This window comes from Actinomadura luzonensis (genome assembly GCF_022664455.2).
Taxonomy (GTDB): Bacteria; Actinomycetota; Actinomycetes; order Streptosporangiales; family Streptosporangiaceae; genus Nonomuraea; species Nonomuraea luzonensis.
On record NZ_JAKRKC020000001.1, the window covers coordinates 4142135 to 4162694 of the forward strand.

Below are 20560 nucleotides of genomic sequence, written 5' to 3' on the forward strand. Positions count from 1 at the left end.
CCGGAGGTCACCGTCGACCGGCCGGGGCCGGGCGGGGTGCGGATGGCCGTCCCCACCGCGTCGCTGACCCGCATCCCGGGCCCTCCCGAGGTGTCGGCGGCGGCGTTCGCGCTGCTGGCCGAGCACGAGCCGCACCCGGCGGTGGTGGCGGCCGGGCACGACGAGCGGGCCGCCGGCCGGGCCCGGGCCGCCGCCGCCCGCCTGCCCGCCCGTCCCGCCGCCCCGGGCCCGCTGGTGCTGCCGGGCGGCGAGCCGGCCGCCGTCGGCGCGGCCTGCACCGAGCCGACGGCCTGGCTCGACACCGTCGTGTACGCCGAGTCGCGCGAGGAGCTGGAACGCCGGCGCGGCATCGCCGAGCAGCGGGCGCTGACCCTGGTCGCCGAGAGCGGGGCGCGGCTCGGCAGCGAGCGGGTGGTCAGCTCGCGGGCGGTGTCGATGTCGTTCCTGCGCAGCGGCTCCTACCGGCTGATGGTGCGCGCCGGCGGCGAGGCGGGCGACGAGGCGGGCGACGAGGCGTGAGCGAGCGGCTGATCACCTCCGCCGACGTGCCGGCGCTGCTGGCCGGGGCGGAGTTCTTCTCCACCAGCGCGGCCGGCGAGGGCATCGACTTCGCCGGCGTGTGGCTCGGCGACATCCTCGACCACGCGGGCCCGGTGCGCCTGGTGGCGGCCGGCGACCTCGACCCCGGCACGGTGTGCGCGGCCGTCGGCGCCATGGGCTCCACCACCGCCATGGCCGAGCTGCCGCCCTCCGGCGACGAGCCGGCCGTGCTGGCGTCCGCCCTGGCCGGCCGGTGCGGGCCGCTCGGCGCGGTGCTGCCGCTCAACGCGGCCAGCGTCAACGCGTTGTTCCCGGTGGCCGCGGCGGCGCTGCTGGAGCTGCCGCTGATCGACTGCGACGGCATGGGGCGGGTGTTCCCGCTCATCCATCAGACGACGTTCGAGCTGGCCGGGCTGCCGCTGGCGCCGATGGCGGCGGTCAGCGCGGGCTTCGACGCGCTGCTGCTGGAGACGGGGTCGGCGCGGGCGGAGCGGCTGGCCAGGGTGGTGGCGCAGAGCGCGGGCGGGTGGCTGCTGTGCGCGCTCTACCCGACGCGGGTGGGGCGGCTGGCCGGGGCGGCGATCCCGGGGTCGGTGAGCCGGGTGCTGGAGGTGGGCCGCGTCCTGCTCGCCCACGCCCCCGGCCGGCCCGCCGGGGCGGGCCCGGTCACCCTGGCCGGCGGGCGCTGGCAGGGGGACGCGGCGGTCGCGCCGCACGAGCGGCTGCTGGCCGGGCTGGCGGCCGTCACCGGCGCGAGCGTGCTCGGCGGCGGCCGGCTGGTCGAGGTCGGCCCCTCCGTCCGGCAGGCCGCCGCGCTGTTCCCCGGCAACCCGGTCGGCCTGGCCGTGCACGACCACGACAGCGGCCGGCTGATCCGCATCGAGGCGCACAACGAGCTGATCCTCGCCCTGTCCGACGGCTCGCTCGCGGCGGCCGTCCCCGACCTGGTGTGCCTGCTGGACCGCGGCACGCTGCGCATGACCGGCCCCGGCCGGCTGACCGCGGGCGACCAGGTGGACGTGCTGGTCGTGCCGGCCGCGCCGCTCTGGCACACGATCCCCGGCCTGGCGCTCGGCGGCCCCGGCGCGTTCGGCTTCCCGTTGCGCCACCCGAAGGAGGCAGCCGGATGAGCAGCGTGCGCCCGCCGCGCGTGGCCGAGCAGCTCACGGTGGACGAGCTGGTCAGGTACGGCCCGCTCGGCCGCGCCCAGATGCTGGTCGGCGAGGACCTGACGCGCCGGGTCTCCCGGGTGGCGCTGGTGTCGGAGCTGGACCAGATCCGCTCCCACGGCCCCGGCACGGTCGTCGTGCTGTCGGGCGCGCTGGGCCACGGGGCGTGGATGGTGGAGTCGGCGCTCCGGCTGGCGTGGGAGCGCAGCGCGTCCTGCCTGGTGAGCCCGGCCGAGACCGGCCCCACCCCGGCGACGGCGCAGCTCGCCGCGCGGATGCGGCTGCCGGTGTTCGCGGTGGGCGAGGACACCTCGGCGTACGCGCTGGAGCTGGCCGCGGCCGTCGCCAGCCCCGAGGCGGCGCGCGCCCGGCTGGCGGCGCGCTGCGCGGAGCTGTTCGCCGAGCGCAGCAGCGCCCGCGGCATCCTCGGGGTGATCAACGGGGAGGTGCCCGGCGTGTCGGCGGCGCTGCTGCTGCCCGACGGGCACGTGCTGGCCGGGCAGGCCGCCGCGGCCCGCGCCGAGCACCAGGTGCGGGTGGAGGTGCCAGGGCCGGACGGCCGCCGCTGGGCCGACCTGGTCGCGGGCCTGGCCGCGCCCCCGGCGCCGACGTGGGCCGAGAGCGTCCGGCTGATCCTGCGGCTGGCCCGCGCCCCGCTGACGACGTCGGTGGCGCGGGAGCGGGTCAACGCCGTCTACGGCGCCGAGCAGGCCAGGACCGCGCTGACGGCGCTGCTGGCCAGGCCGGGGCGGGGCGCGGCGGCCGAGCCGGTCCTCGACCTGCCGGGCTGGCGGACGGAGGGGCGGCACGTGGCCGTGTTCCTGCGCACCGACCCGGCGCTGGAGGGCGCCGGCCTGTCGCCCGGCGTGGTGTCGGCCTGGCAGGAGGTGCTGCCCGACCTGCCGCTGGCCCCGTGGCGGGACGGCTGGGCGAGCTGGTGGACCGAGCCGGAGGTGGAGCCGGGCCAGGTCGCCGCCGCGCTGCGCAGGCACCTGGCGCGGATGCGGGTCCCGGTGCCGCTCAGCGCGGGCGTGGGCCGGGCCGCCGACGGCGGCGAGGGGCTGCGCGCCTCGCTGGAGCAGGCGGTGCTGGCCGCGGGCGCGACGGTCCGGCTCGGGCACGGTGAGGTGCGCACGTTCGACGAGCTGGGCTACCGGGCGCTGCTCGGCACGCTCGGCCAGGCGGAGCTGGCCGCCGCCGCGCGGCTGGTGCTGGCCGGGCTGCTGGCCGCGCCGGACGGCCCGGTCCTGGTGGTGACGCTGGCCGCGGTGCTCGACTGCGGCGGCTCCACCGGGCGGGCCGCCGCCCGGCTCGGGCTGCACCGCAACACCGTGCTCGGCCGGGTGGAACGGATCCGCGGCCGGGGCGTCGACTTCGACCACCCCGACCAGCGGCTCGCGCTCCACCTGGCCTGCTACGCGCTGCTGCCCGAGCTGGCGGGCGGCCAGACGGGCGGCCAGACCGGCGGTCAGGCGGGCAGGGAGTAGACCTCCCCGGCCCGCGCGGCGGAGACCTGGCCGTCGAGCACGTCGGCCCGCACCGCCTCGGGGTCGCGCCCGGCCGGGTCGCCGAACCCGCCGCCGCCTCCGGTCGCGCAGAGGATGACGTCGCCCTTCTTCAGCTTCATGCCGTTGCACTTGAGCAGGCGGCGCTCGTCCTCCCTGCCCGGGTTGACGACGATCTCCGGCGGGGTGGCGTCCTGGCCGCCGAACAGGCCCCACGCGGGCGTGAGCGAGCGCTCGAACCACAACGACACCGTGCAGTCGTGCAGCGCGGTGTACTGCCGCACGACGCCGTTGCCGCCGCGGAAGCGGCCGGCGCCGCCGGAGTCGGGGCGGATGCGGTACTCCCCGATCCGGAACGGGTAGCGGGTCTCGAACACCTCGACGGGGATGTCCTTGAGCGAGCCGTTCACGTTGTTGATCAGCGCGGTCTCGCCGTCGGAGCCGTCCCAGGCGCCCCAGCCGCCGAGCGTGGCCTCCAGGCTGACGTAGTCGCGGCTGGTGCGCGGGTCGGTGCCGGCCAGCAGGACGATCATGGAGTCGCCGTGGCTGGCCCCGGCCACCTTGTCCGGCATGGCCGGCGCGAGCGCCTTGGCGACCATGTCGATGAGCAGGCCGAGGTGCGAGAAGTACCACTGGCAGGCGGCCGGCGCCACCGCGCCGAACACCGAGCCCTCCCGCACCTGCACGGTCATCGGCCGGAACGAGCCGCCGTTGCCCGGCACGTCCGGGCTGACCAGCAGCTTGTAGCCGACCCGGCAGGCCGAGACGGTCTGCGCGACGCCGCAGTTGACCGGGCCGACGGTCTGGTCGGCCGAGTCGCGGACGTCGAAGTCGATCTCCGAGCCGGACACCGTGATCCGCAGCCTGATCGGGATCGGGGTGTCCAGGTCGATGCCGTCGTTGTCGAGGCAGCCCTCGGCCTCGTACACGCCGTCCGGGATGGCCGCGATGACCTCGCGCTCCAGCACCTCGGTCTGGGCGAAGATCTCGTCGCGGGCGGCGCGGAGCGTGTCCAGCCCCCACCGGCGGACGATCTCCTCCAGGCGGGCCTGGCCCATCTTGATCGTGGCGATCATCGCGTGCATGTCGCCGCTGGTCTGGTACGGGAAGCGCACGTTCGTGGCGATCGTGCTCATCGCGCCGTGGACGTCCACGCCGCCCTCGACCAGCTTCTGCGGCGCCAGGCGCAGGCCCTCCTGGAAGATGTTGACCGAGTCCATGGAGCCGCCGGGGTCCTTGGAGCCGACGTCGATCCAGTGGGCGCGGGTGGCGGTGAAGCCGACCAGCTCCTCGTCCACGAAGACCGGGCCGAAGATCGTCACGTCGTTGAGGTGGGTGCCGCCGAGGTAGCTGTCGTTGAGGATCCACACGTCGCCCGGCTGCCACACCTCCCGCCCGAACTGCTCCTCGGTGGCCTTGGTGCAGGTCTCCAGGTTGCCGAGGAAGATCGGCAGGCCGGCGGACTGGCCGAGCACCTGGTGCTGGTCGTCCAGCAGGGCGACGACGCAGTCGCCGCACTCGTAGATGATGGGCGTGTACGCCGACCGGATGAGGGTGGCGTTCATGTCGTCGGCCGCGGCGGCGAGCGCGTTGCGGATGATCTCGACGACGACCGGGTCGACGGTCCTGGTGTCCGTCACTTGGCCTCCTCCTCCGTGTTGCGGATGACCAGCGAGCCGATGGGGTCGACCGACACCGAGAAGCCGGGCGGGACGACGGTGGTGGCGGTGCTCTCGACGATGATCGCCGGGCCTTCGAACGTGTGGCCGGCGGCCAGCGCCTCGCGCCGGGCGAGGATCGTGGGGCGGGCCTGGCCGTCGAAGACGACCTCGCGGGTCTCGTGCGCGAAGTCCTGGCCCCGCGCGGGCTCGACCTGCTCGGCGGCGCCGCGGCCGAGGTCGCCGAAGGCGGTGGTGCGCAGCGTCACGAACTCGATCGGCGCGCCCAGGTTGGCGTGGCCGTAGCGGGTCTCGTGCTGCTGGGCGAACCGCTTGGCGATGATCTCGACGAAGCCGTCGCCGGCCGGCTCGCCGGCGTCGAACAGCGGCACCGTGAGCGTGTACTCCTGGGCCGCGTACCGGATGTCCACGGCGTGCTCGACGCGGCGGCTGTCCTCCGGCACGCCCTCGCCGGCCAGCGAGGCGAGGCCCTCCTCGGCCATGGCGCGCAGCCGCGCCGCCATGTCGGCGCCGTCGAGGTCGGCGTCGAGGTGGAAGTAGGTGTCGGAGAAGTCCTTGCGGATGTCGGTCTGCAGCATGCCCCAGGCGGAGAACGCGCCGGGGAAGCGCGGCACCACGACCTCCTTGATGCCCAGCTCCCGGGCCAGGAAGACGGCGTGCATCGGGCCCGCGCCGCCGAACGCGACGAGCGTGAACTCGCGCGGCTCGATGCCCCGCGAGACGGTGATCGTCCTGATGGCCTGGGCCATCTTGGCGTTGGCGACGTCGCAGACGCCCTCGGCGATGGCGAGGGTGTCCAGGCCGAGGCCCTGGCCGACGGTGTCGAGCGCGCGCCGGGCCGCCTCGGTGTCCAGCTCCAGCGTGCCGCCCGCGAACCAGTCCGGGTCGATCCGGCCGAGCACGAGGTTGGCGTCGGTGACGGTCGGCTCGGTGCCGCCGCGCCCGTAGCAGGCCGGGCCGGGCGTCGCGCCCGCCGAACGGGGCCCGACCCGCAGGCCGCCCGCCTCCAGCCAGGCGACGGAGCCGCCGCCCGCGCCGATGGTGTGGATGTTGACGACGCTCATGAGCATCGGCAGGCCCTCGATGTTGGCCTCGGGCGAGATGTCCGGCTGGCCGTCGATGACCAGCGACACGTCGAACGAGGTGCCGCCCATGTCCACGCCGATCAGGTTCGGCCGGCCGATCGCGCGGGCCAGCTCGACGTCGCCCATCGCGCCGCCCACCGGGCCCGACAGCAGCGTCTGCAGCGGGCGGCGGCGGGCCGACTCGGCGGTGAGGATGCCGCCGGAGGACTGCATGACGTGCATCGGCACGGTCAGGCCGCGCTCCTTGAGGTTGGCCTCCAGCCGCTCCAGGTAGCGGCGCACCACCGGGCCGGTGTACGCCTCGACCACGGCCGAGGAGGTGCGCTCGTACTCGCGCCACTCCTTGGCGGCCTCGTGCGACAGCGACACCGTCACCTCGCCGCCCAGCTCCTCCAGCAGGATCTCCCTGGTGCGCAGCTCGTGCGCCGGGTCCAGGTAGCTGAACAGGTACGCCACCGCGATCGCGCCGAACCCGCCCTCGCGGTAGCGGCGGGCCGCCTCGCGCACGGCCTGCTCGTCCAGCGGCTCCAGCTCCTCGCCCGCGGCGTCGAACCGGCCGCCGACCTCCACGATGTCGCGCTTCGGCACCAGCGGCTCGGGCTTGCGGAAGTGCAGGTCGTACAGGCGGGTGCGGGGGCCGCGGGCGATGTGGTACGTGTCGCCCGCGCCCTTCGAGGCCAGCAGCAGCACCTTGACGCCGCGCCGTTCGAGGAAGGCGTTGAGTCCCTGCGTGGTGCCGTGCACGGTGAACGAGATGTCGGCCGGGGAGTCCACCAAGGACTCCAGCGCGGTCAGCACGCCCCTCGTCAGATCGTCGGGCGTGGTGGACGACTTGCCGACGTGGTAGCGGCCGGTCGTCTCGTCGTACCCGATGACGTCGGTGAACGTGCCGCCGATATCCATGGAGACCCGGTATCGGCTCATGGGCGAGCTCCTCTCTTCAAGGCGGTGACCGCGACCGTAACCCGGCCAAGATCGCCGGGGATGTGCGCGGCGACCACTCCCCCGCCGCTTCACCGTGCCCGCGGCCCTGTCGGGCGGCCGCGCGCTCCGGCAGACTGACGCGGCACATCGAGCGGAGGCGGGGGAGGCGCGGGTGGCGGGGGCGCCGTACCTGGGGGGCGGGCAGATCCGGCGGATGCTGCCGATGGAGCACGCGGTCATGGCCCTGGAGGCCGCCTTCCGCGCCGGCCCGCCGGCCCCGGACCCGGGCGGGGCGCGGACGGTGCTGCCGGGCGGCCACCTGATCCTGTCCACCGCCACCCACGGCCCCTGGACCGCCGCCCGCCTCACCACCACCCCCCAACCCGCCACCCCCAGCGACCCGCCCACCCCGCACCCCGCCACGGCCACCCCGCACCCCGGCACGGCCCCCCTACACTCCGGCACGGCCACCCCGCACCCCGCAACGGCCGCCGCTCACCCCGGCGCCGACAGCGGCGAAACCGCCCTGCGCAGCAGCGCAGCCGGCGTCCTGGCCGCCTCGCACACCGGCGCGGACGGCGGCGCGGACGTGCTGTTCGTGCTGCTCGACGCGCGGGACCTGCGCCCGCGGCTGCTGCTCGACGCCGGGGCCCTGGCCGTGCTGCGGGCGGCGGCGGCCGGCGCGCTCGCGACCCGCCACCTGGCCCGGGCCGACGCCCGCCGCGTGGTGGTGTTCGGGACGGGCGAGCACGCCCGCGCGCACGTCGAGGCCGTCCTCGCCGTCCGCCAGCCGGACGAGGTGCGCATCGTCGCCCCGGACGCCCAGCGGGCCCACCGCCTGGCCGCGGAACTGACCGCCCAGCACGCCGCCAGGATCCTCCCCGGCCGCCCCGAGGACGCGGCGGAGGCCGACATCGTGTGCGTCTGCACCCCCGGCCCCCTGCCCGCCACCGCCCTGCCCGCCGCCGCCCTGCCCGGGCCGGGCTCGCACGTCACCACGCTCGGCCAGGGCCTGCCGTGCCCGCCGGGGCGACACCCGTACGTGGTGGGCGAGCACGCCGGCGTGCCGGGCTGCGACACCGACCTGCACCGCGTCCTCACCGGACAGGGCAGCCCGCCGCCCGGCGCCACGACCCTCTTCGCCCCGTCCGGCCTCCTCGCCACGGACCTGGCCCTCGCCGCGGAACTGGCCGCCAAGCTCCTTTCCTGACCATCCGGTCGTCGTTTCCGCCGACACTCCTCGACTGCGGTCGTCCGGAGGCCGCAGGGCCCTATCGCACGGAATTGTCCAGGGTGAACCCGGCTCTGGGCGGGACACCTTTCGGCCCGTATGCGCCGTCGATCACCAACGACCTATCCGCTCGCAATTGCTGGCGAGGAGCCGGACAACCGGGGAACGGCCGGATCCGTAGCTCACGATCGAGACCGCAGCTCGGACCGAACGTCATGGAGAAGGTCAGATTCTGCAATTTCGCACGCTTGCTGAGCCAGAACACATCATCCCGCCCGCCTTCCACCAAGTGCCGGTAGAAGCCAGGCCAGACCCAGGTGATATGTATTTTGAGGCGCCGCCCCTCCTGAATGGGCTGGTCAAGAGGAAGATAAATGACCAAAGCATTTTCCTGCCAAACCTCGACAAGGTCGTAGTCGGCTCCGTCGCGCCGCCCCTGAGGCGTATCAGTGAAATTACAGGCGAACACTTCTATCTTGCGGCGTTCCGTCTCGGTCGGCCGCCCCGCCGATTGTTCGGTGCCCGCCCAGAGAATGCTCAGCTCCTGCCCCTGCTCCACCACCACCTCTTTCCACTGGTCTATCACCGTGTCGCCGTGCCGCGATACGACTACGTGTTCATCCCAGGTCCGGTACGCGTAAGGGGCGGGTTTGTCGCTGGCCGCGAGAATCCCGACCAGGCGAGTGATGACCTTGTCCCGCTCCGCTCTTCTGCGTCGCTCCGTCCGGAGCTGCTGAGCCAGAGCGACGACAAGGATCACCGAGATGAGCAGCGTCAGGGACGCCGCGATGACGGAGACCGTCGATCCCCCTGCCACCAGGCCCAGAGCAGCCAGGATCGGCACCAGGAGGAAGGGCCCCGTGGCCACCCGCCATACGCCGTACTTGGTGATCAGCGCCTCGATGAAACGGCGCACGTCCTCAGCCATGTGATCTATTCGTCCGATCGCAACTCTGTCGTCGATCCATGCTCACATACAGACGCGCCAGGACGCGGCGGGTTTACTGACGCACCGCCGAAGGAAATTCGGCAACATCGGCATAACAGGCGATCCAGCGCCCCCGAATAAACTCTGGCAACAGCTCGCACTTGGAATTCCAGAGGAAAGAAGTGAAGGACCGCGACGGGCACGACCACCAGGGATCCCCACGGGCAGGTCCTGGCATCGTCGGCAATGCGCCGCGCGCGTGCCCGGGGAAGGTGAACCGGCGGGTGGTGGCGCGCGTACCCCCGTACATGCGTTTGAGAATGGCGGCGGTCCTGCTGACGATCCTGCTGGTGCCGGTGGCCGGCTGCGCCGCGGCCGGTGCCGAGCCGGGGTACTCCGAGGCGGACGTGCGCTTCAACCAGCAGATGATCACGCATCACCGGGAGACGATCCACCTGGCCGAGCTGGCCGCGAAGCGCGGTTCCGGCGCGTACGTGCGGGAGCTCGGCGCCCGCCTCATCCCCGAGGAGCAAGCGGACATCACGGCCATGTCGGGCTGGCTGAAGTCCTGGGACCAGGCGGTGCCGCCGGAGGAGGCCTCGACGGCGGCCACCGGGCTGAAGGCCGGGCCCGGGTTCGACCAGGGCTGGCTGACCATGGTGTCGGAGCATCTCCAGCACGGCATCCACATGGCGGAGGAGCTGCGGGCGGGCGGCAAGCACGCGCCCACGCGGGAGCTGGCCGAGCGGATCGTCAAGGCGCAGACGGCGGAGATCGCGGAGATCGCCGGGCACCTGAGCTGAGCCGGCAGGTCCCCCGTTCCGGTACGGGGGGTCAGGCCGGCGGGTGGTGGAACAGTTTGGTGATCAGGGTGTGGAGCTGGGCCTGCTCGGCCGGTGAGAGCGGGGCCAGGCGCCGCCGTTCGGTGTCGGCGACGATCTCGCGGGCGCGGGCCAGGCGTTCGCGTCCCGCCGGGGTGAGGGTGACGCGGTAGCGGCGGCGGTCGTCCGGGTCGCGCTCGCGTCCGGCCAGGCCCTCGCGCAGCAGCCCGTCCATGAGGCGCACCATGTCGCTCGGGTCGGCGCCGAGCCGCGCGCCGACCTCGCGCTGCGCCGCCGGGCCGCCGTCGGCGAGCGTGGCCAGCACGGCGAACTCCCACAGGCTCAGCCCTGTCTCCCCCGCCAGCCGCGCGGCGATCGCCCGCCGGTTCGCCACGCCGACCTTGTGCAGCACGAACGTGGTGGTCCCCAGCAGGGTCGGCGGCAGCTCCATGCCGACCAATAGTAGGGTGTCCCCAATAGTTGGTAGTTACCCATTGTTGGAGGAGATCCGGATGGACGCTCTCTACCCGCGCCTTCTCGTGCGCGACTTCCCGGCCGCCGTCGCCTTCTACCGGGCGGCGCTGCGCGAGCTGCACGGCGTGGACCCGGTCAAGGTCGTCCCGGAGGCGTCGTACGCGAACTGGGACCTCGCCGGGGAGGCGGGCCTGGTGCTGTTCGGCCGCGCGGCGATCGCCGCCGCCGTCGGCACGGCCGGCCTGCCCGGGACCGCCGCCCCGCCCGCGCAGGACTCCGCGATGCTCGTCATGCGGGTGGACGACGTGGACGACGCCGCCGCCCGCCTGGTCCGGCACGGCGCCACCGTCGCGGCCCCGCCGCAGGACCGGCCCGGCTGGGCGCCCACCCTGCGCACCGCGCACCTGCGCGACCCCGAGGGGCACCTGATCGAGCTGCAGTCGTACTGACCGGCGACCGCCGGCCGGGGGCGCGGCCCGGCATGAAGCGTGCGGGAGAGGGCACTATCCAGGGAACGTGGGTGAGCGGTGGCCCGGCTGTGCCCCCGAGACCCCCGTCGGGAGGGGCCATGACCTCCTTGGCCGGCGGCGAGGCGTACATCACGCCCGTCCTCCACCCGTTCGGGCTGCGCCTGAGCGGCCGGATCGACCGCGACGCCCGCCACGAGCTGGCCCGCACCCTCACCTGGGCGGCCCGCGTGCACGACGGCGACATCCACCTCGACATGGGACGGCTGGCGTTCATCGACGCGGGCGGGCTGCGGCTCATCGTCGGCTGCGCGGACGGGCTGCCGGCGCCGCGCCGGGTGGTGCTGGATCCGGCCACGCCTGTCACCCGCAAGCTCCTGGGGCTGCTGGGGTGGCAGGCGGAGGACGGCCGGCTCTGCTCCCCGCCCGGCGGCTCGGCTCTTCATGCCGTCCCGACGGCTTCGGCGGACGGGAGCACGGTGGAGGTCGATGGGGCCGCGGCGCCGGAGGCGATGGCGAGGCGATTCCGGGTGATCCGGAAGCCCGGCCCGGGCGGGACGCCGCCCCCCGCGTGAACGCGCGTGGCCGCCGCCGCTCGCCGCCCCCGGCCGGCGCTCGTGATCGCCGATCGGGTATCGCGGACGGGTGAACGGCGGGGGTGGGTCAGGAGACCGAGCGGCGTTCGTCGTCGCGTCGGCCCGGCTCGTCGTCGCGGCCGCGCCAGCCCGCGGCGCGCCCGTCCCCTTGCCGCGGGAGCCCCTGGGGTCCCTGGGCGGCGGGGCGCGCGGCCGGGCGTCCCCGCTCCGCCTCCGCCGCCGGGCGGCGCACGGTCAGGCTGAGGCGGGAGCCGAGGCCGGTCTGTTCCAGGGTGACCTCGTCGCACAGGTGCTGGATCACCCACAGGCCGAACCCGTGCCCGCGGGTCGGGTCCACCACGGCCGAGGTCAGGTGCTCGTCCGTGAGGAGCCCGGCCGTGTCGAGGACCTCGACGGTGATGCCGTCGCCGTGGCCGCGCGCGGTGACCAGCCCGGCGCGGCCGCCGTGGTCGAGGACGTTCGTCACGGCCTCGTTGACGGCCAGCACGAGTTCGTCCAGCCGCTCGCCCCGAAGGCCGGCGTACCGTCCGCAGACCTCGACGAGGTCCCGGATGAAGCCTAGATCGGCGCTGACCGGGCAGCGCAGCTCGAACCACATGCTCATGACCGTCACGCCCGCGCTGGTTGGGGTCGGTGATGAAACTTTCGCGGGCCCACGTCCGGTTACCTGATGGCCGATCGTTAAACGCGGCTCCGCCTCGCGAGGAGCGCCGGGCCTGGTCATGCCGCGTGATCACGCCCGTCCTCCGGGCGGATTCCGCGGTCCGGCCGGTGCGCCCCTATGATCGGCGGCGCCCCTCGCCCGGGGGCTGTGTCGTGAGGAGTGACCGCATTGGAACGCAGACGTTTTCTCGCCCTGGCCGGCGCCGCCGGCCTGACCGCCGCCGCGACGGCCGCGACGGCCGGGCCCGCCTCGGCGGCGGCCTACCCGTTCTACGACTCCGGCGTCCCGGCGGAGGCGCACACGAAGCTGGGTGAGCTGGCGCCGTACGGGGTGACCGCGTTCGCGTTCACCCCGTCGGGCGGCTGGGCGGTGGTGACGCAGGACGGCCGGTATTTCGCCCGCGGCATCCCTGACGCCTGTTTCGCGGAGCTGGGCGCGCTGGCGAAGGCGGGCCGCCGCGTCCATTGCCTGGCCTTCCCGCCGGAGGGCGGCGACCGCTGGGTGATCACCACCGACAAGGGCGTGTCGTCGCGCGGCCTGCCCGCCGCGTGCCTGCAGCGCGTGCAGAGCTCTTACGCCGCCGGGCAGCAGGTGGTGGACGTGGCCTTCCCGCCGGCGGGCGGCGACCGGTGGGTGGTGACCACGACCGGCGGCTTCCACGCCAAGGGCGTGGACGACGAGTGCTACCAGATGATGCGCAACCTCACGGAGGGCGGCCGCAAGGTCACCCGCGTGGCGTTCCCGAAGGCGGGCGGCTGGGCGGTGGTCGCGCAGGACGAGTACCACGCGCGCGGCATCCCCGACGCCTGCTTCACCAGGATGGGCACGCTGGCGGGCGGCGGCTGGCAGGTGCACACGGTGGCGTTCGCGCCGGGCGGCGGCTGGGTGCTGAGCACGCGCGGCAAGGCTCCCGCCCTGCCCGCCGACCGGGTCAGGCAGGTCGAGAACGCGGTCGGCGGCGCGACGGTGTGGCAGCGGATGAGCGCCTACCGCACGCCGGGCGTCACGGTCGCCGTGGTCGTCGGCAACAAGATCGCCTGGTCGACGGGGTACGGCCGGCTGGAGGCGGGCGGCGCCGCCGCGGCCCATCCGGAGAGCGCGTTCCAGGCGGCGTCCATCAGCAAGGCCGTGGCCGCGCTCGGCGTGCTGCGCCTGGCGCAGACCGGCGGCCCGGCGCTGAGCGCGGACGTCCGCCCCCACCTCGGCTGGACGCTGCCGAGCCGCGACTGCGTGACCTCCACGGCGGTCCCGACGATCGACCGGCTGCTCGCGCACCGGGCGGGCGTGATCGGGCGCGGCTCCACCTCCCCCGCCGACGCCTGCTCCGGCTTCGCCTCGGGCGGCGGCGGCTTCGCCGGCTACGGCCCGGACGCGGACGTCCCGACGCTGCTGCAGGTCATGAACGGCGAGGGCAACTCGCCGCGGATCGAGCTGACGACCACGCCCGGCGCCGAGTACCACTACTCCGGCGCGGGTTTCGTGCTGCTCCAGCGGATGCTGGAGCAGCGGACCGGGCTGCCGCTGGCCGACTACATGCAGCGCGAGGTCTTCGCGCCGCTCGGCATGACGACCAGCTCGTACGCGCTCGCGCCCGCCTTCGAGCTGGCCGCCGGGCACACCGCGACCGGCGCCGTGATCCCCGGCAGGCGCAACCGCTACCCCGAGTCGGCCGCCGCCGGGCTGTACACGAGCGTGCTCGACCTGTGCCGGCTGGTGTCCTGGCTGAACCGCGCCTGGACCGCCTCCGGCGACCTCGCCGGCCCGCTGACCAGGGCCTCGGTCCGCACGTTGTTGTCGGAGGGCGCGCAGCCGGGCATGGGCCGCGGCCTGTTCCTGGCGGACGCGGGCACCGACGGCTTCTCCTACACCCACGACGGCGCCAACTACGGGTTCCGCTCGGTGTTCAAGGGCTACCCGAAGCTCGGCGCGGGGTACGCGGTCCTGGCCAACGGCAGCGACGCCGCCCTGGTGACCGAGATCGCCGCGGCGATCAGGAAGGTGTACGGCTGGCCGTGACGGGCCGGTGGGTCACGCGCCGCGGCACGGTGCTGCTCTCACGCTCCCGCACCAGGCGCGAACGCGGCGAGCCGGACCTCCGGCGGCTTGGGGGTGCGGGAGGTCCAGCTCGGCGCGCCGGTCAAGGGCGCGGTGCGGCGGAGGCGGCCGCCTCCGCGGGCGCGCGCACGTCCGCGAGCACGATCCCGCTCGCCGGGCGGGCCGGGACGCGCCGCAGCGAGATGCCGAGGTCCTGCGGCGGCAGGTCGTGCTCCAGCCGGGCCAGCCGGATCACCAGCTCGCGCAGCACGGCGACGGTGACGTCCTCGCCGGGGCAGCGGTGGCCGGTGCGCGCCTCGCCGCCGCCCTGCGGGACCAGCTCGTACGGGTCGATCGCGCGGCCGAGGAAGCGCTCGGGGCGGAAGGCGTACGGGTCGGGCCACAGCTCGGGGTCGTGGTTCTGGCCGTACAGGTCGAGCAGCACCAGCGTGCCGGCCGGGATCTGGTAGCCGCCGTAGGTCAGGTCGCGGGCGGCCCGCCCGCCGACGAACGGCGCGAACGGGTAGAAGCGCCGCAGCTCGTGCGCGAACGCCTCGGCGAAGGCCTCGTCGCCGGCGCGCAGCCGCTCCCGGTGCTCCGGCCAGCGGTGCAGCGCGTGGCCCGCGTACGCGACGAACCAGCAGACGGCCACCGTGGGCCGGATGACGTTGAGCAGCTCCACGGCGGCCACGCGCGGGTCGAGGCGTTCGCCGTGGGCGTCCCGGTGGCGGGCGACCGCGGCGAGCGCGGAGCCCTCGGCCGGGTGGAAGGCGCCGCGGCGCACGTCCTCGACCAGGCGGGCGAGCCGGGCCTCCTGCCGGGCGCGGGCCCGCCGGGCGCGCCAGTGCCGCGCCCCGAGCGTGGCGAAGCCGTCCACCATGGCGACGCAGTCGGCGGCCAGCTCGTCGGCCTCGTCCCGGGGCAGCTGGACGCCGGCCCAGTCCGTGACGGCGCGGGCCAGCACGCGGGCGGCCTCGTCGAAGAGCACGACCCGCGGCCGGCCGGCCCACTCCGCGGCGGCCTCGTCCCAGGCCGCGGCGGTGCGGCGGGCCAGGTCGGCGACGCCGCCGGGGGTCATGAGCGACAGGAACATCGCCTTGCGGACGCGGTGGTCGGCGCCGTCCAGGGTGTGCACCGGGCCGTGGCCGAACAACGTGCTCTGCACGAGGCCGGGGATGGCGCCGTGCCGGTGGACGTGGTCCTCGTCGTAGAAGAAGCGGGCAGCCTCGGGACCGCACAGGCCCGTGGCGCGGCGGCCCAGCACGCGGGTGCGGGCCACGCCGTCGGGGCTCTCGCGGCGGCGGGCGGGCAGCCAGCCGTAGCCTTCCAGGAGCATGAGCGGGGTGTTGTCGAGCGGCATCGGGGTCAGGTTCCCTGTCCGGCGGCGCCGAAACGGGCAGGACGCGCGGCCCCGCGCCCCCGGCCCCGCGCCCCCGGCTCAGGCGCCCGGCCGGGCCGGCAGTGACTCGCCGTCCTCGCTGTCGGGCTGGGGGTGCCAGGTGACCAGGTCCTGCCAGCGGCGGCGGGCCTGCGGGAGGCGTTCGGCGGGGGCGTGCCGGGGGACGACCTCGTCGACCGGCAGCCGGGCGCGGCGCTGGAGCCGGGCGTGGTGGCGTTCGGCGGCCTCGGCGGACGGCAGGCCCAGGGCGGCGGCGATGCGCGGCCAGTCGAGGCCGGCGGCGCGGGCGGCCTGGAGCAGCCGGTGCTCCAGGCGGTCGACGTCGAGCCGGAGGGCCTGCGCGGCCACCAGGGCGGAGGTGAGGTCGGCCTCGGCGGCCCGGCCGGCGAGGGCGGCCGAGGCGGCCTCGGTGATCGCCGTGGTGTCAGGCATGGGCTGGCCGCGGGCCTGCCAGAACAGGTGGTCGACGCCGGTGGCGTACCGGTCGCTCAGGTGGGCGCGGGCCGCCCGTACCAGGTCCGGCGGCGGCGCCGGCGGCGGCCGGTCCCCGTCGGGGCCGCCGTCTTCCTGCTGGTTCAGCAGCCGGATCACCGTCCCACCGGAGAAGAAGCCTTCGGGTTTTCTCTTATACCCGGACCGGAGATCGTGATGCCTTGACAAGGGGGCGGAGCGGGCTCACTATCTTCACCACTAACTTTATTCCTAAAGAAAGTCGTCATCCATGGCAGGCACGGACCGCGGCGACCTCACCCGGACGGCGATCCTCGCCCTCCTCGGCACGGTCGGCCCGCTGAGCCGCAGCGAGATAGCCCGCGAGCTGGACGTCAGCGCGGCCACCGTCACGCAGCTCACCAAGGAGCTCATCGGGCACGGGATGCTGGAGGAGCTGGACCGCCGGCCGTCGCGCGGGGGGCGGCCGGCCCAGCGGCTCGGGCTGGTGGGCAGCGCCGGGCGGGCGCTCGGGGTGAAGGTGACGGCCGACCACCTGGTGCTGGTGGACGTCCGGCTGGACGGCGAGGTGCTGGGCTCCTGGCGGGTCCCGCACGACCCGGCGGCCCCCGACGCCCTCGACCGGCTGGTGGACGCGGTGGAGTCGGTGGTGCGCGAGATCGACGCGGCGCCGCCGCTGCTCGGGGTCGGGGTGGGCGTGCCGGGCGGCGTGGACGACCAGGCGGTCGGCACGGTCAACGCGCCCACGCTCGGCTGGCAGGGCGTGCCGGTGGGCGAGCGGCTGCGCCGCCGGCTCAGCCTGCCCGTCCTGGTGGAGAACGACGTCAACGCGCTGGCCGCGGCCGAGCGGCTGTACGGGCGGGGGCGGACGCACCGCGACTTCCTCGTGGTGACCATCGGGCGGGGCGTCGGCGCGGCGATCGTCGCCGACGGGCGGGTGTACCGGGGGGCGCGGGGCGGCGCGGGCGAGTTCGGCCACCTGCCGGTGGACCCGGAGGCCGCCGTGCGGGTGCGGGGCGCGGGGCTGCCTGGAGGCGCTGGTGGGGTCGGCGGGCCTGCTGCGCCCGGCCCGCGCCAGGTACGCCGGCGGCGGAGGCCCGGGTGACGCCGCGACGCCGGCCGAGGCGGGCAGCGCCGCGACGCCGGCCGAGGCGGGCAGCGCCGCGACGGCGGCCGAGCTGGGCAGGGCCGCGGCGGCCGGCGACGCCGTGGCGCGCGAGGTGTTCGCCGAGGCCGGGACGGTCCTGGGCCGGGCCACGGCGGGGCTGGTCAACGTGGTGGACCCCGAGGTCGTGGTGGTGCTCGGCGAGGGCACGGCCGACTGGCCGCTGTGGCGCACCGGCTTCGAGCCGGCGCTGCGGGCGGCGCTCTACCCCGGCCGGCGGGACATCCCCGTCGAGGTGGAGAGCTGGGACGACACGAGCTGGGCGCAGGGCGCGGCGGCGCTGGTGCTGGCCACCCCGTTCGACGCGGCCGGCGCGGCCGGGGAGCAGGGCCGCCTGGTCCGCGCCCGCCTGATCGGAGCCGCCTCGTGAAGCTGCACTTACCGCCGGCCGCCCGCCGCTCCCCCGCGAAGGACCAGGCCGGGAGCGGGGCGCGGCAGGCCGTCCCCGAGGCCGGGCCCCGCCCGCCGCGCCGCGGGCGCTGGCGTCACGCCGCCACGGTCGCGGTGTTCCTGCTGCCTAGCCTGGTCCCGCTCACCCTCTACACGCTGATCCCGATGGTCGGCTCGTTCTGGACCAGCCTGCACGAGTGGGACCTCATCACCGACATGCGCTGGGTCGGCCTCGGCAACTACGCCGACCTGCTCGGCGACGCCGACACCCGGGCCGCGTTCCTGCACACCCTGTACTTCATCGCCGGCTACCTGCCGCTGGTCTACCTCGGCGGCCTCGGCCTGGCGGTGCTGCTCGACCGGAGGATGCCGGCCCGCGCCCTGCTGCGCGGCGTCTACTTCCTGCCGGTGATCACGAGCTGGGTGGTGGTCGCGCTGATGTGGAAGTGGCTGCTGAACCCGGCCAGCGGCATCGTCAACTGGGCGCTCGGCCTGGTGGGCGTGCACGGGCCCGGCTGGTGGACCGACCCCGGCTGGGCGATGCCGTCGATCATCCTCGCCTCGGCGTGGAAGGACCTCGGCTTCGTGATGATCATCCTGCTGGCCGGGCTGCAGGCGATCCCCCGCGAGTACCAGGAGGCCGCCATGGTGGACGGCGCGACCGCCTGGCGCAGGTTCCGGCACATCACGCTGCCCCTGCTGTCGCCCTCGACGTTCTTCGTGGTGGTGATCTCGCTGATCAACGGCTTCCAGGTGTTCGACCAGGTCAAGATCATGACGGGTGGCGGGCCGGGCGGCGCGACGCAGGTCGTGGTGTCGCAGATCTACGACCTCACCTTCCGCTACGGCCGGGCGGGCGCGGCCTCGGCGCTGTCCTGGCTGCTGTTCGCGCTGGTGCTGCTGGTGACCGTCGTGCAGATCCGGGGCCAGAGGCGGTGGGTGACCTATGGGTAAGGCGCTCCGCTACCTGCTGGTGGGCCTCGGCGCGCTGGCGATGTTGTTCCCGTTCGGCTGGGCGGTGATCACGTCGGTGACGCCGGGCGACGCCGTGCTGGCCGTGCCGCCCGACTTCACGCCCGAGGGCGCGAGCCTGGACGCCTACGGCCGGCTGCTGGAGACGCTGCCGTTCTGGCGGATCGTGCTGAACAGCGCCTGGGTCGGCGCCGCCTCGACCGCGCTGCAGCTGCTCACCAGCGCGATGGCGGCCTACGCCTTCGCGCGGCTGCCGTTCCCCGGCCGGGGCGCGCTGTTCGCGGTGTACCTCACGACGCTGATGATGCCGCTGCCGGTGCTGGTCGTGCCGCTGTTCCTGGAGATGCGCATGTTCGGCCTGGTCGACACGTACTTCGCGCTGCTCGCGCCGACGATCGCCTCGGCGTTCGGGGTGTTCCTGCTGCGGCAGGCGGTCAACCAGGTGCCCCGGGAGTTCGACGAGGCGGCGGTGCTGGACGGCGCCGGGCACTTCCGCATCTTCCTGTTCGTGGTGCTGCCGCTGATCCGCCCGGCGCTCGCCACGTTCGCGATCTTCGGGTTCATGGCGAGCTGGAACAGCTACCTGTGGCCGCTGATCATCATCAAGTCGCCCGAGTTCATGACCCTGCCGCTGGGCCTGGCGACCCTGCACGGGCAGTTCACCACGCAGTGGGACGTGGTGATGGCGGGCTCGGTCGTCAGCGTCGTCCCGATCCTCGTCCTCTACGTCTTCGCGCAGAAGCACGTCATCGCCAGCGTCGCGCAGAGCGGGCTCAAGTAAAGGAAACCCCCCATGTCACGACACATCAAGATCGCGGCGGCCGTCGCCGCGGCCGCGCTGCTCGCCTCCGCCTGCTCGCAGGGCTCGGCCACCCGGGGCACCACCGGCGAGGGCGGCAAGGTGACGCTGCGGTACTTCACCTTCTCGGCCGCGCCCGACCACCTCAAGGACCTCGACGCCATCGAGAAGGCCTTCGAGAAGGACAACCCGAACGTGGACGTGGTGGTCGAGACCGCCCCCTTCGAGCAGTACTTCACCAAGCTGCAGACCAGCATCGCCGGCGGCACCGCGCCCGACACCTTCGAGCTGAACTACGAGAACTTCGTCACCTACGCCGGCGCCGGCTCGCTGCTCGACCTCGGGACGGTGGCGGGCGACGGCGGCACCTCGGTCTACGCCCCCGCCTCGCTCGACGCCTTCAAGCACGACGGCAGGCAGTACGCGCTGCCCGCCTCGTTCTCCACGGTCGTGCTCTTCTACAACAAGGACCTGTTCGACAAGGCGGGCGTGGCCCCGCCCACCGCCTCCTGGACGTGGGCCGACGAGCAGGCCGCCGCCGAGAAGCTGACCGACCGCAAGAAGGGCGTCTTCGGCGACTTCCAGCCGGTGCAGTTCTTCGAGTTCTACAAGACGCTCAAGCAGGCGGGCGGCACGTTCCTGGCCGCCGACGGCAGGAGGACCGCCTTCGACAGCCCGCAGGGCGTCAAGGCCGCGACCTGGCTGGTGTCGAAGGTCGGCAGGACCATGCCGACCGAGGCCGAGATCGGCGGCACCGCCGACTACGACACGAACCTGTTCAAGTCCGGCAAGCTCGCGATGTGGCACAACGGCATCTGGCAGTTCGCGGGGCTGAAGGACGTGCCGTTCCAGTGGGACGTCGTCGTCGAGCCGGGTGACACGGCCAAGGCCAGCGCCGTCTTCCACAACGCGGTGGCCGCCTCCGCGACCACCAAGCACGCCAAGGAGGCCTACGCCTGGGCCCGCTACCTGTCGTCCTCGGACGTCGCGGCGACCACCCGCATCCGCTCGTCGTGGGAGCTGCCCCCCGTCTCCGACCAGCAGGTGCTGGCCGGCTACCTCAAGGACCCGAAGCCCGCCAACCGGCAGGCGGTCTTCGACTCGCTCAAGTCCATCGCGCTGCCGCCGGTGATCAAGCGGCAGCAGGAGATGCAGGACGCGGTGACCAAGCAGCTCAGCGAGGCCGCGTCCGGGCGCAAGTCCGTGGCGGAGGCGCTGAAGGCCGCCGCCGCCGAGGTCGACGCGCTGCTCGGCTGAGCCGTCCCCGT

Annotated in this window: 18 protein-coding genes and 1 pseudogene; 12 read left to right on the forward strand and 7 right to left on the reverse strand. The window is 74.6% G+C overall.

Going from position 1 to position 20560, the window contains the following annotated elements; all coding sequences use genetic code 11:
- The first annotated feature begins 42 nt into the window (after window positions 1–42).
- From MF672_RS20145 to MF672_RS20155, 3 genes are read left to right on the forward strand one after another with little or no spacing between them, the layout of a single operon-like run.
- Window positions 43–519 carry a hypothetical protein gene (locus MF672_RS20145; protein ID WP_247815334.1) on the forward strand — a complete coding sequence of 159 codons (477 nt, stop codon included), beginning with the start codon at window positions 43–45 and terminating at the stop codon, window positions 517–519.
- Entirely contained in the window at window positions 516–1670 is a 1155-nt protein-coding gene (locus tag MF672_RS20150; RefSeq protein ID WP_242382263.1) for a DUF917 domain-containing protein, read from the forward strand. Before MF672_RS20145 ends, MF672_RS20150 begins: the two co-directional genes overlap by 4 nt.
- The gene (locus tag MF672_RS20155) at window positions 1667–3196 is read left to right on the forward strand and encodes a PucR family transcriptional regulator (protein ID WP_242382262.1); all 1530 of its coding nucleotides are present in this window, start codon (window positions 1667–1669) and stop codon (window positions 3194–3196) included. The genes MF672_RS20150 and MF672_RS20155 overlap by 4 nt, the downstream gene beginning before the upstream one ends.
- Here the strand turns inward: MF672_RS20155 and MF672_RS20160 are convergent.
- Both MF672_RS20160 and MF672_RS20165 read right to left on the reverse strand, forming a co-directional pair.
- A complete protein-coding gene (locus MF672_RS20160; RefSeq protein ID WP_242382261.1) occupies window positions 3178–4854 on the reverse strand; it encodes a hydantoinase B/oxoprolinase family protein in 1677 nt (558 codons plus the stop codon). The genes MF672_RS20155 and MF672_RS20160 overlap by 19 nt on opposite strands.
- On the reverse strand, window positions 4851–6902 hold the full coding sequence (locus tag MF672_RS20165) for a hydantoinase/oxoprolinase family protein (RefSeq protein WP_242382260.1): 2052 nt from the start codon (window positions 6900–6902) through the stop codon (window positions 4851–4853). Before MF672_RS20165 ends, MF672_RS20160 begins: the two co-directional genes overlap by 4 nt.
- A gap of 172 nt (window positions 6903–7074) precedes the next feature.
- Here MF672_RS20165 and MF672_RS20170 point away from each other — a divergent pair, with 172 nt between their 5' ends.
- A complete protein-coding gene (locus tag MF672_RS20170) occupies window positions 7075–8112 on the forward strand; it encodes an NAD(P)-dependent oxidoreductase (RefSeq protein ID WP_242382259.1) in 1038 nt (345 codons plus the stop codon).
- A 61-nt stretch (window positions 8113–8173) separates the two neighbouring features.
- Here MF672_RS20170 and MF672_RS20175 read toward each other — a convergent pair whose 3' ends face one another.
- Entirely contained in the window at window positions 8174–9061 is an 888-nt protein-coding gene (locus MF672_RS20175; protein ID WP_242382258.1) for a hypothetical protein, read from the reverse strand.
- Between the two features lie 308 nt (window positions 9062–9369).
- Between MF672_RS20175 and MF672_RS20180 the strand changes: the two genes are divergently transcribed.
- Window positions 9370–9864: a DUF305 domain-containing protein gene (locus MF672_RS20180; RefSeq protein ID WP_242382257.1), complete on the forward strand. Its 495-nt coding sequence runs from the start codon at window positions 9370–9372 to the stop codon at window positions 9862–9864.
- A 31-nt stretch (window positions 9865–9895) separates the two neighbouring features.
- On the opposite strand, the gene MF672_RS20185 is transcribed toward MF672_RS20180, so the two are convergent.
- Window positions 9896–10333 carry a MarR family winged helix-turn-helix transcriptional regulator gene (locus MF672_RS20185; protein WP_242382256.1) on the reverse strand — a complete coding sequence of 146 codons (438 nt, stop codon included), beginning with the start codon at window positions 10331–10333 and terminating at the stop codon, window positions 9896–9898.
- A 61-nt stretch (window positions 10334–10394) separates the two neighbouring features.
- On the opposite strand from MF672_RS20185, the gene MF672_RS20190 reads away from it, so the two are divergent.
- Window positions 10395–10805 carry a VOC family protein gene (locus MF672_RS20190; RefSeq protein WP_242382255.1) on the forward strand — a complete coding sequence of 137 codons (411 nt, stop codon included), beginning with the start codon at window positions 10395–10397 and terminating at the stop codon, window positions 10803–10805.
- 119 nt (window positions 10806–10924) lie between these two features.
- Complete coding sequence (locus MF672_RS20195; protein WP_242382254.1) at window positions 10925–11398, forward strand: STAS domain-containing protein; 474 nt, start codon at window positions 10925–10927, stop codon at window positions 11396–11398.
- An 88-nt stretch (window positions 11399–11486) separates the two neighbouring features.
- Here the strand turns inward: MF672_RS20195 and MF672_RS20200 are convergent, their stop codons facing one another.
- Window positions 11487–12023, reverse strand: coding sequence for an ATP-binding protein (locus MF672_RS20200; RefSeq protein ID WP_242382253.1), 537 nt, complete (start codon window positions 12021–12023; stop codon window positions 11487–11489).
- Window positions 12024–12251: 228 nt separating this feature from the next.
- Here MF672_RS20200 and MF672_RS20205 point away from each other — a divergent pair, with 228 nt between their 5' ends.
- A complete protein-coding gene (locus MF672_RS20205) occupies window positions 12252–14099 on the forward strand; it encodes a serine hydrolase domain-containing protein (RefSeq protein ID WP_242382252.1) in 1848 nt (615 codons plus the stop codon).
- Between the two features lie 121 nt (window positions 14100–14220).
- Here MF672_RS20205 and MF672_RS20210 read toward each other — a convergent pair whose 3' ends face one another.
- On the reverse strand, window positions 14221–15477 hold the full coding sequence (locus MF672_RS20210) for a cytochrome P450 (protein WP_242382251.1): 1257 nt from the start codon (window positions 15475–15477) through the stop codon (window positions 14221–14223).
- A gap of 78 nt (window positions 15478–15555) precedes the next feature.
- Complete coding sequence (locus MF672_RS20215; RefSeq protein ID WP_242382250.1) at window positions 15556–16107, reverse strand: hypothetical protein; 552 nt, start codon at window positions 16105–16107, stop codon at window positions 15556–15558.
- A 130-nt stretch (window positions 16108–16237) separates the two neighbouring features.
- Here MF672_RS20215 and MF672_RS20220 point away from each other — a divergent pair.
- The 4 genes and pseudogenes from MF672_RS20220 to MF672_RS20235 all read left to right on the forward strand — a co-directional run bounded on the left by MF672_RS20220 (window position 16238) and on the right by MF672_RS20235 (window position 20549).
- Window positions 16238–17501: pseudogene (locus tag MF672_RS20220) on the forward strand (ROK family protein).
- A complete protein-coding gene (locus MF672_RS20225; protein WP_242382344.1) occupies window positions 17498–18475 on the forward strand; it encodes a carbohydrate ABC transporter permease in 978 nt (325 codons plus the stop codon). The pseudogene MF672_RS20220 and the gene MF672_RS20225 overlap by 4 nt, the downstream one beginning before the upstream one ends.
- The gene (locus tag MF672_RS20230) at window positions 18468–19274 is read left to right on the forward strand and encodes a carbohydrate ABC transporter permease (protein WP_242382343.1); all 807 of its coding nucleotides are present in this window, start codon (window positions 18468–18470) and stop codon (window positions 19272–19274) included. Before MF672_RS20225 ends, MF672_RS20230 begins: the two co-directional genes overlap by 8 nt.
- Before the next feature lie 12 nt (window positions 19275–19286).
- Entirely contained in the window at window positions 19287–20549 is a 1263-nt protein-coding gene (locus MF672_RS20235) for an ABC transporter substrate-binding protein (RefSeq protein ID WP_242382342.1), read from the forward strand.
- Window positions 20550–20560 lie beyond the last annotated feature (11 nt).

What these genes read in the sequence shown, in the direction of transcription:
- MF672_RS20190 (WP_242382255.1), top strand. Translation starts at nt 10,395, where the DNA reads ATGGACGCTCTCTACCCGCGCCTTCTCGTGCGCGACTTCCCGGCCGCC.
- MF672_RS20175 (WP_242382258.1), bottom strand. Translation starts at nt 9,061, where the DNA reads ATGGCTGAGGACGTGCGCCGTTTCATCGAGGCGCTGATCACCAAGTAC.
- MF672_RS20155 (WP_242382262.1), top strand. Translation starts at nt 1,667, where the DNA reads ATGAGCAGCGTGCGCCCGCCGCGCGTGGCCGAGCAGCTCACGGTGGAC.
- MF672_RS20180 (WP_242382257.1), top strand. Translation starts at nt 9,370, where the DNA reads ATGCGTTTGAGAATGGCGGCGGTCCTGCTGACGATCCTGCTGGTGCCG.
- MF672_RS20235 (WP_242382342.1), top strand. Translation starts at nt 19,287, where the DNA reads ATGTCACGACACATCAAGATCGCGGCGGCCGTCGCCGCGGCCGCGCTG.
- MF672_RS20200 (WP_242382253.1), bottom strand. Translation starts at nt 12,023, where the DNA reads ATGAGCATGTGGTTCGAGCTGCGCTGCCCGGTCAGCGCCGATCTAGGC.
- MF672_RS20210 (WP_242382251.1), bottom strand. Translation starts at nt 15,477, where the DNA reads ATGCCGCTCGACAACACCCCGCTCATGCTCCTGGAAGGCTACGGCTGG.
- MF672_RS20230 (WP_242382343.1), top strand. Translation starts at nt 18,468, where the DNA reads ATGGGTAAGGCGCTCCGCTACCTGCTGGTGGGCCTCGGCGCGCTGGCG.
- MF672_RS20165 (WP_242382260.1), bottom strand. Translation starts at nt 6,902, where the DNA reads ATGAGCCGATACCGGGTCTCCATGGATATCGGCGGCACGTTCACCGAC.
- MF672_RS20195 (WP_242382254.1), top strand. Translation starts at nt 10,925, where the DNA reads ATGACCTCCTTGGCCGGCGGCGAGGCGTACATCACGCCCGTCCTCCAC.
- MF672_RS20185 (WP_242382256.1), bottom strand. Translation starts at nt 10,333, where the DNA reads ATGGAGCTGCCGCCGACCCTGCTGGGGACCACCACGTTCGTGCTGCAC.
- MF672_RS20145 (WP_247815334.1), top strand. Translation starts at nt 43, where the DNA reads ATGGCCGTCCCCACCGCGTCGCTGACCCGCATCCCGGGCCCTCCCGAG.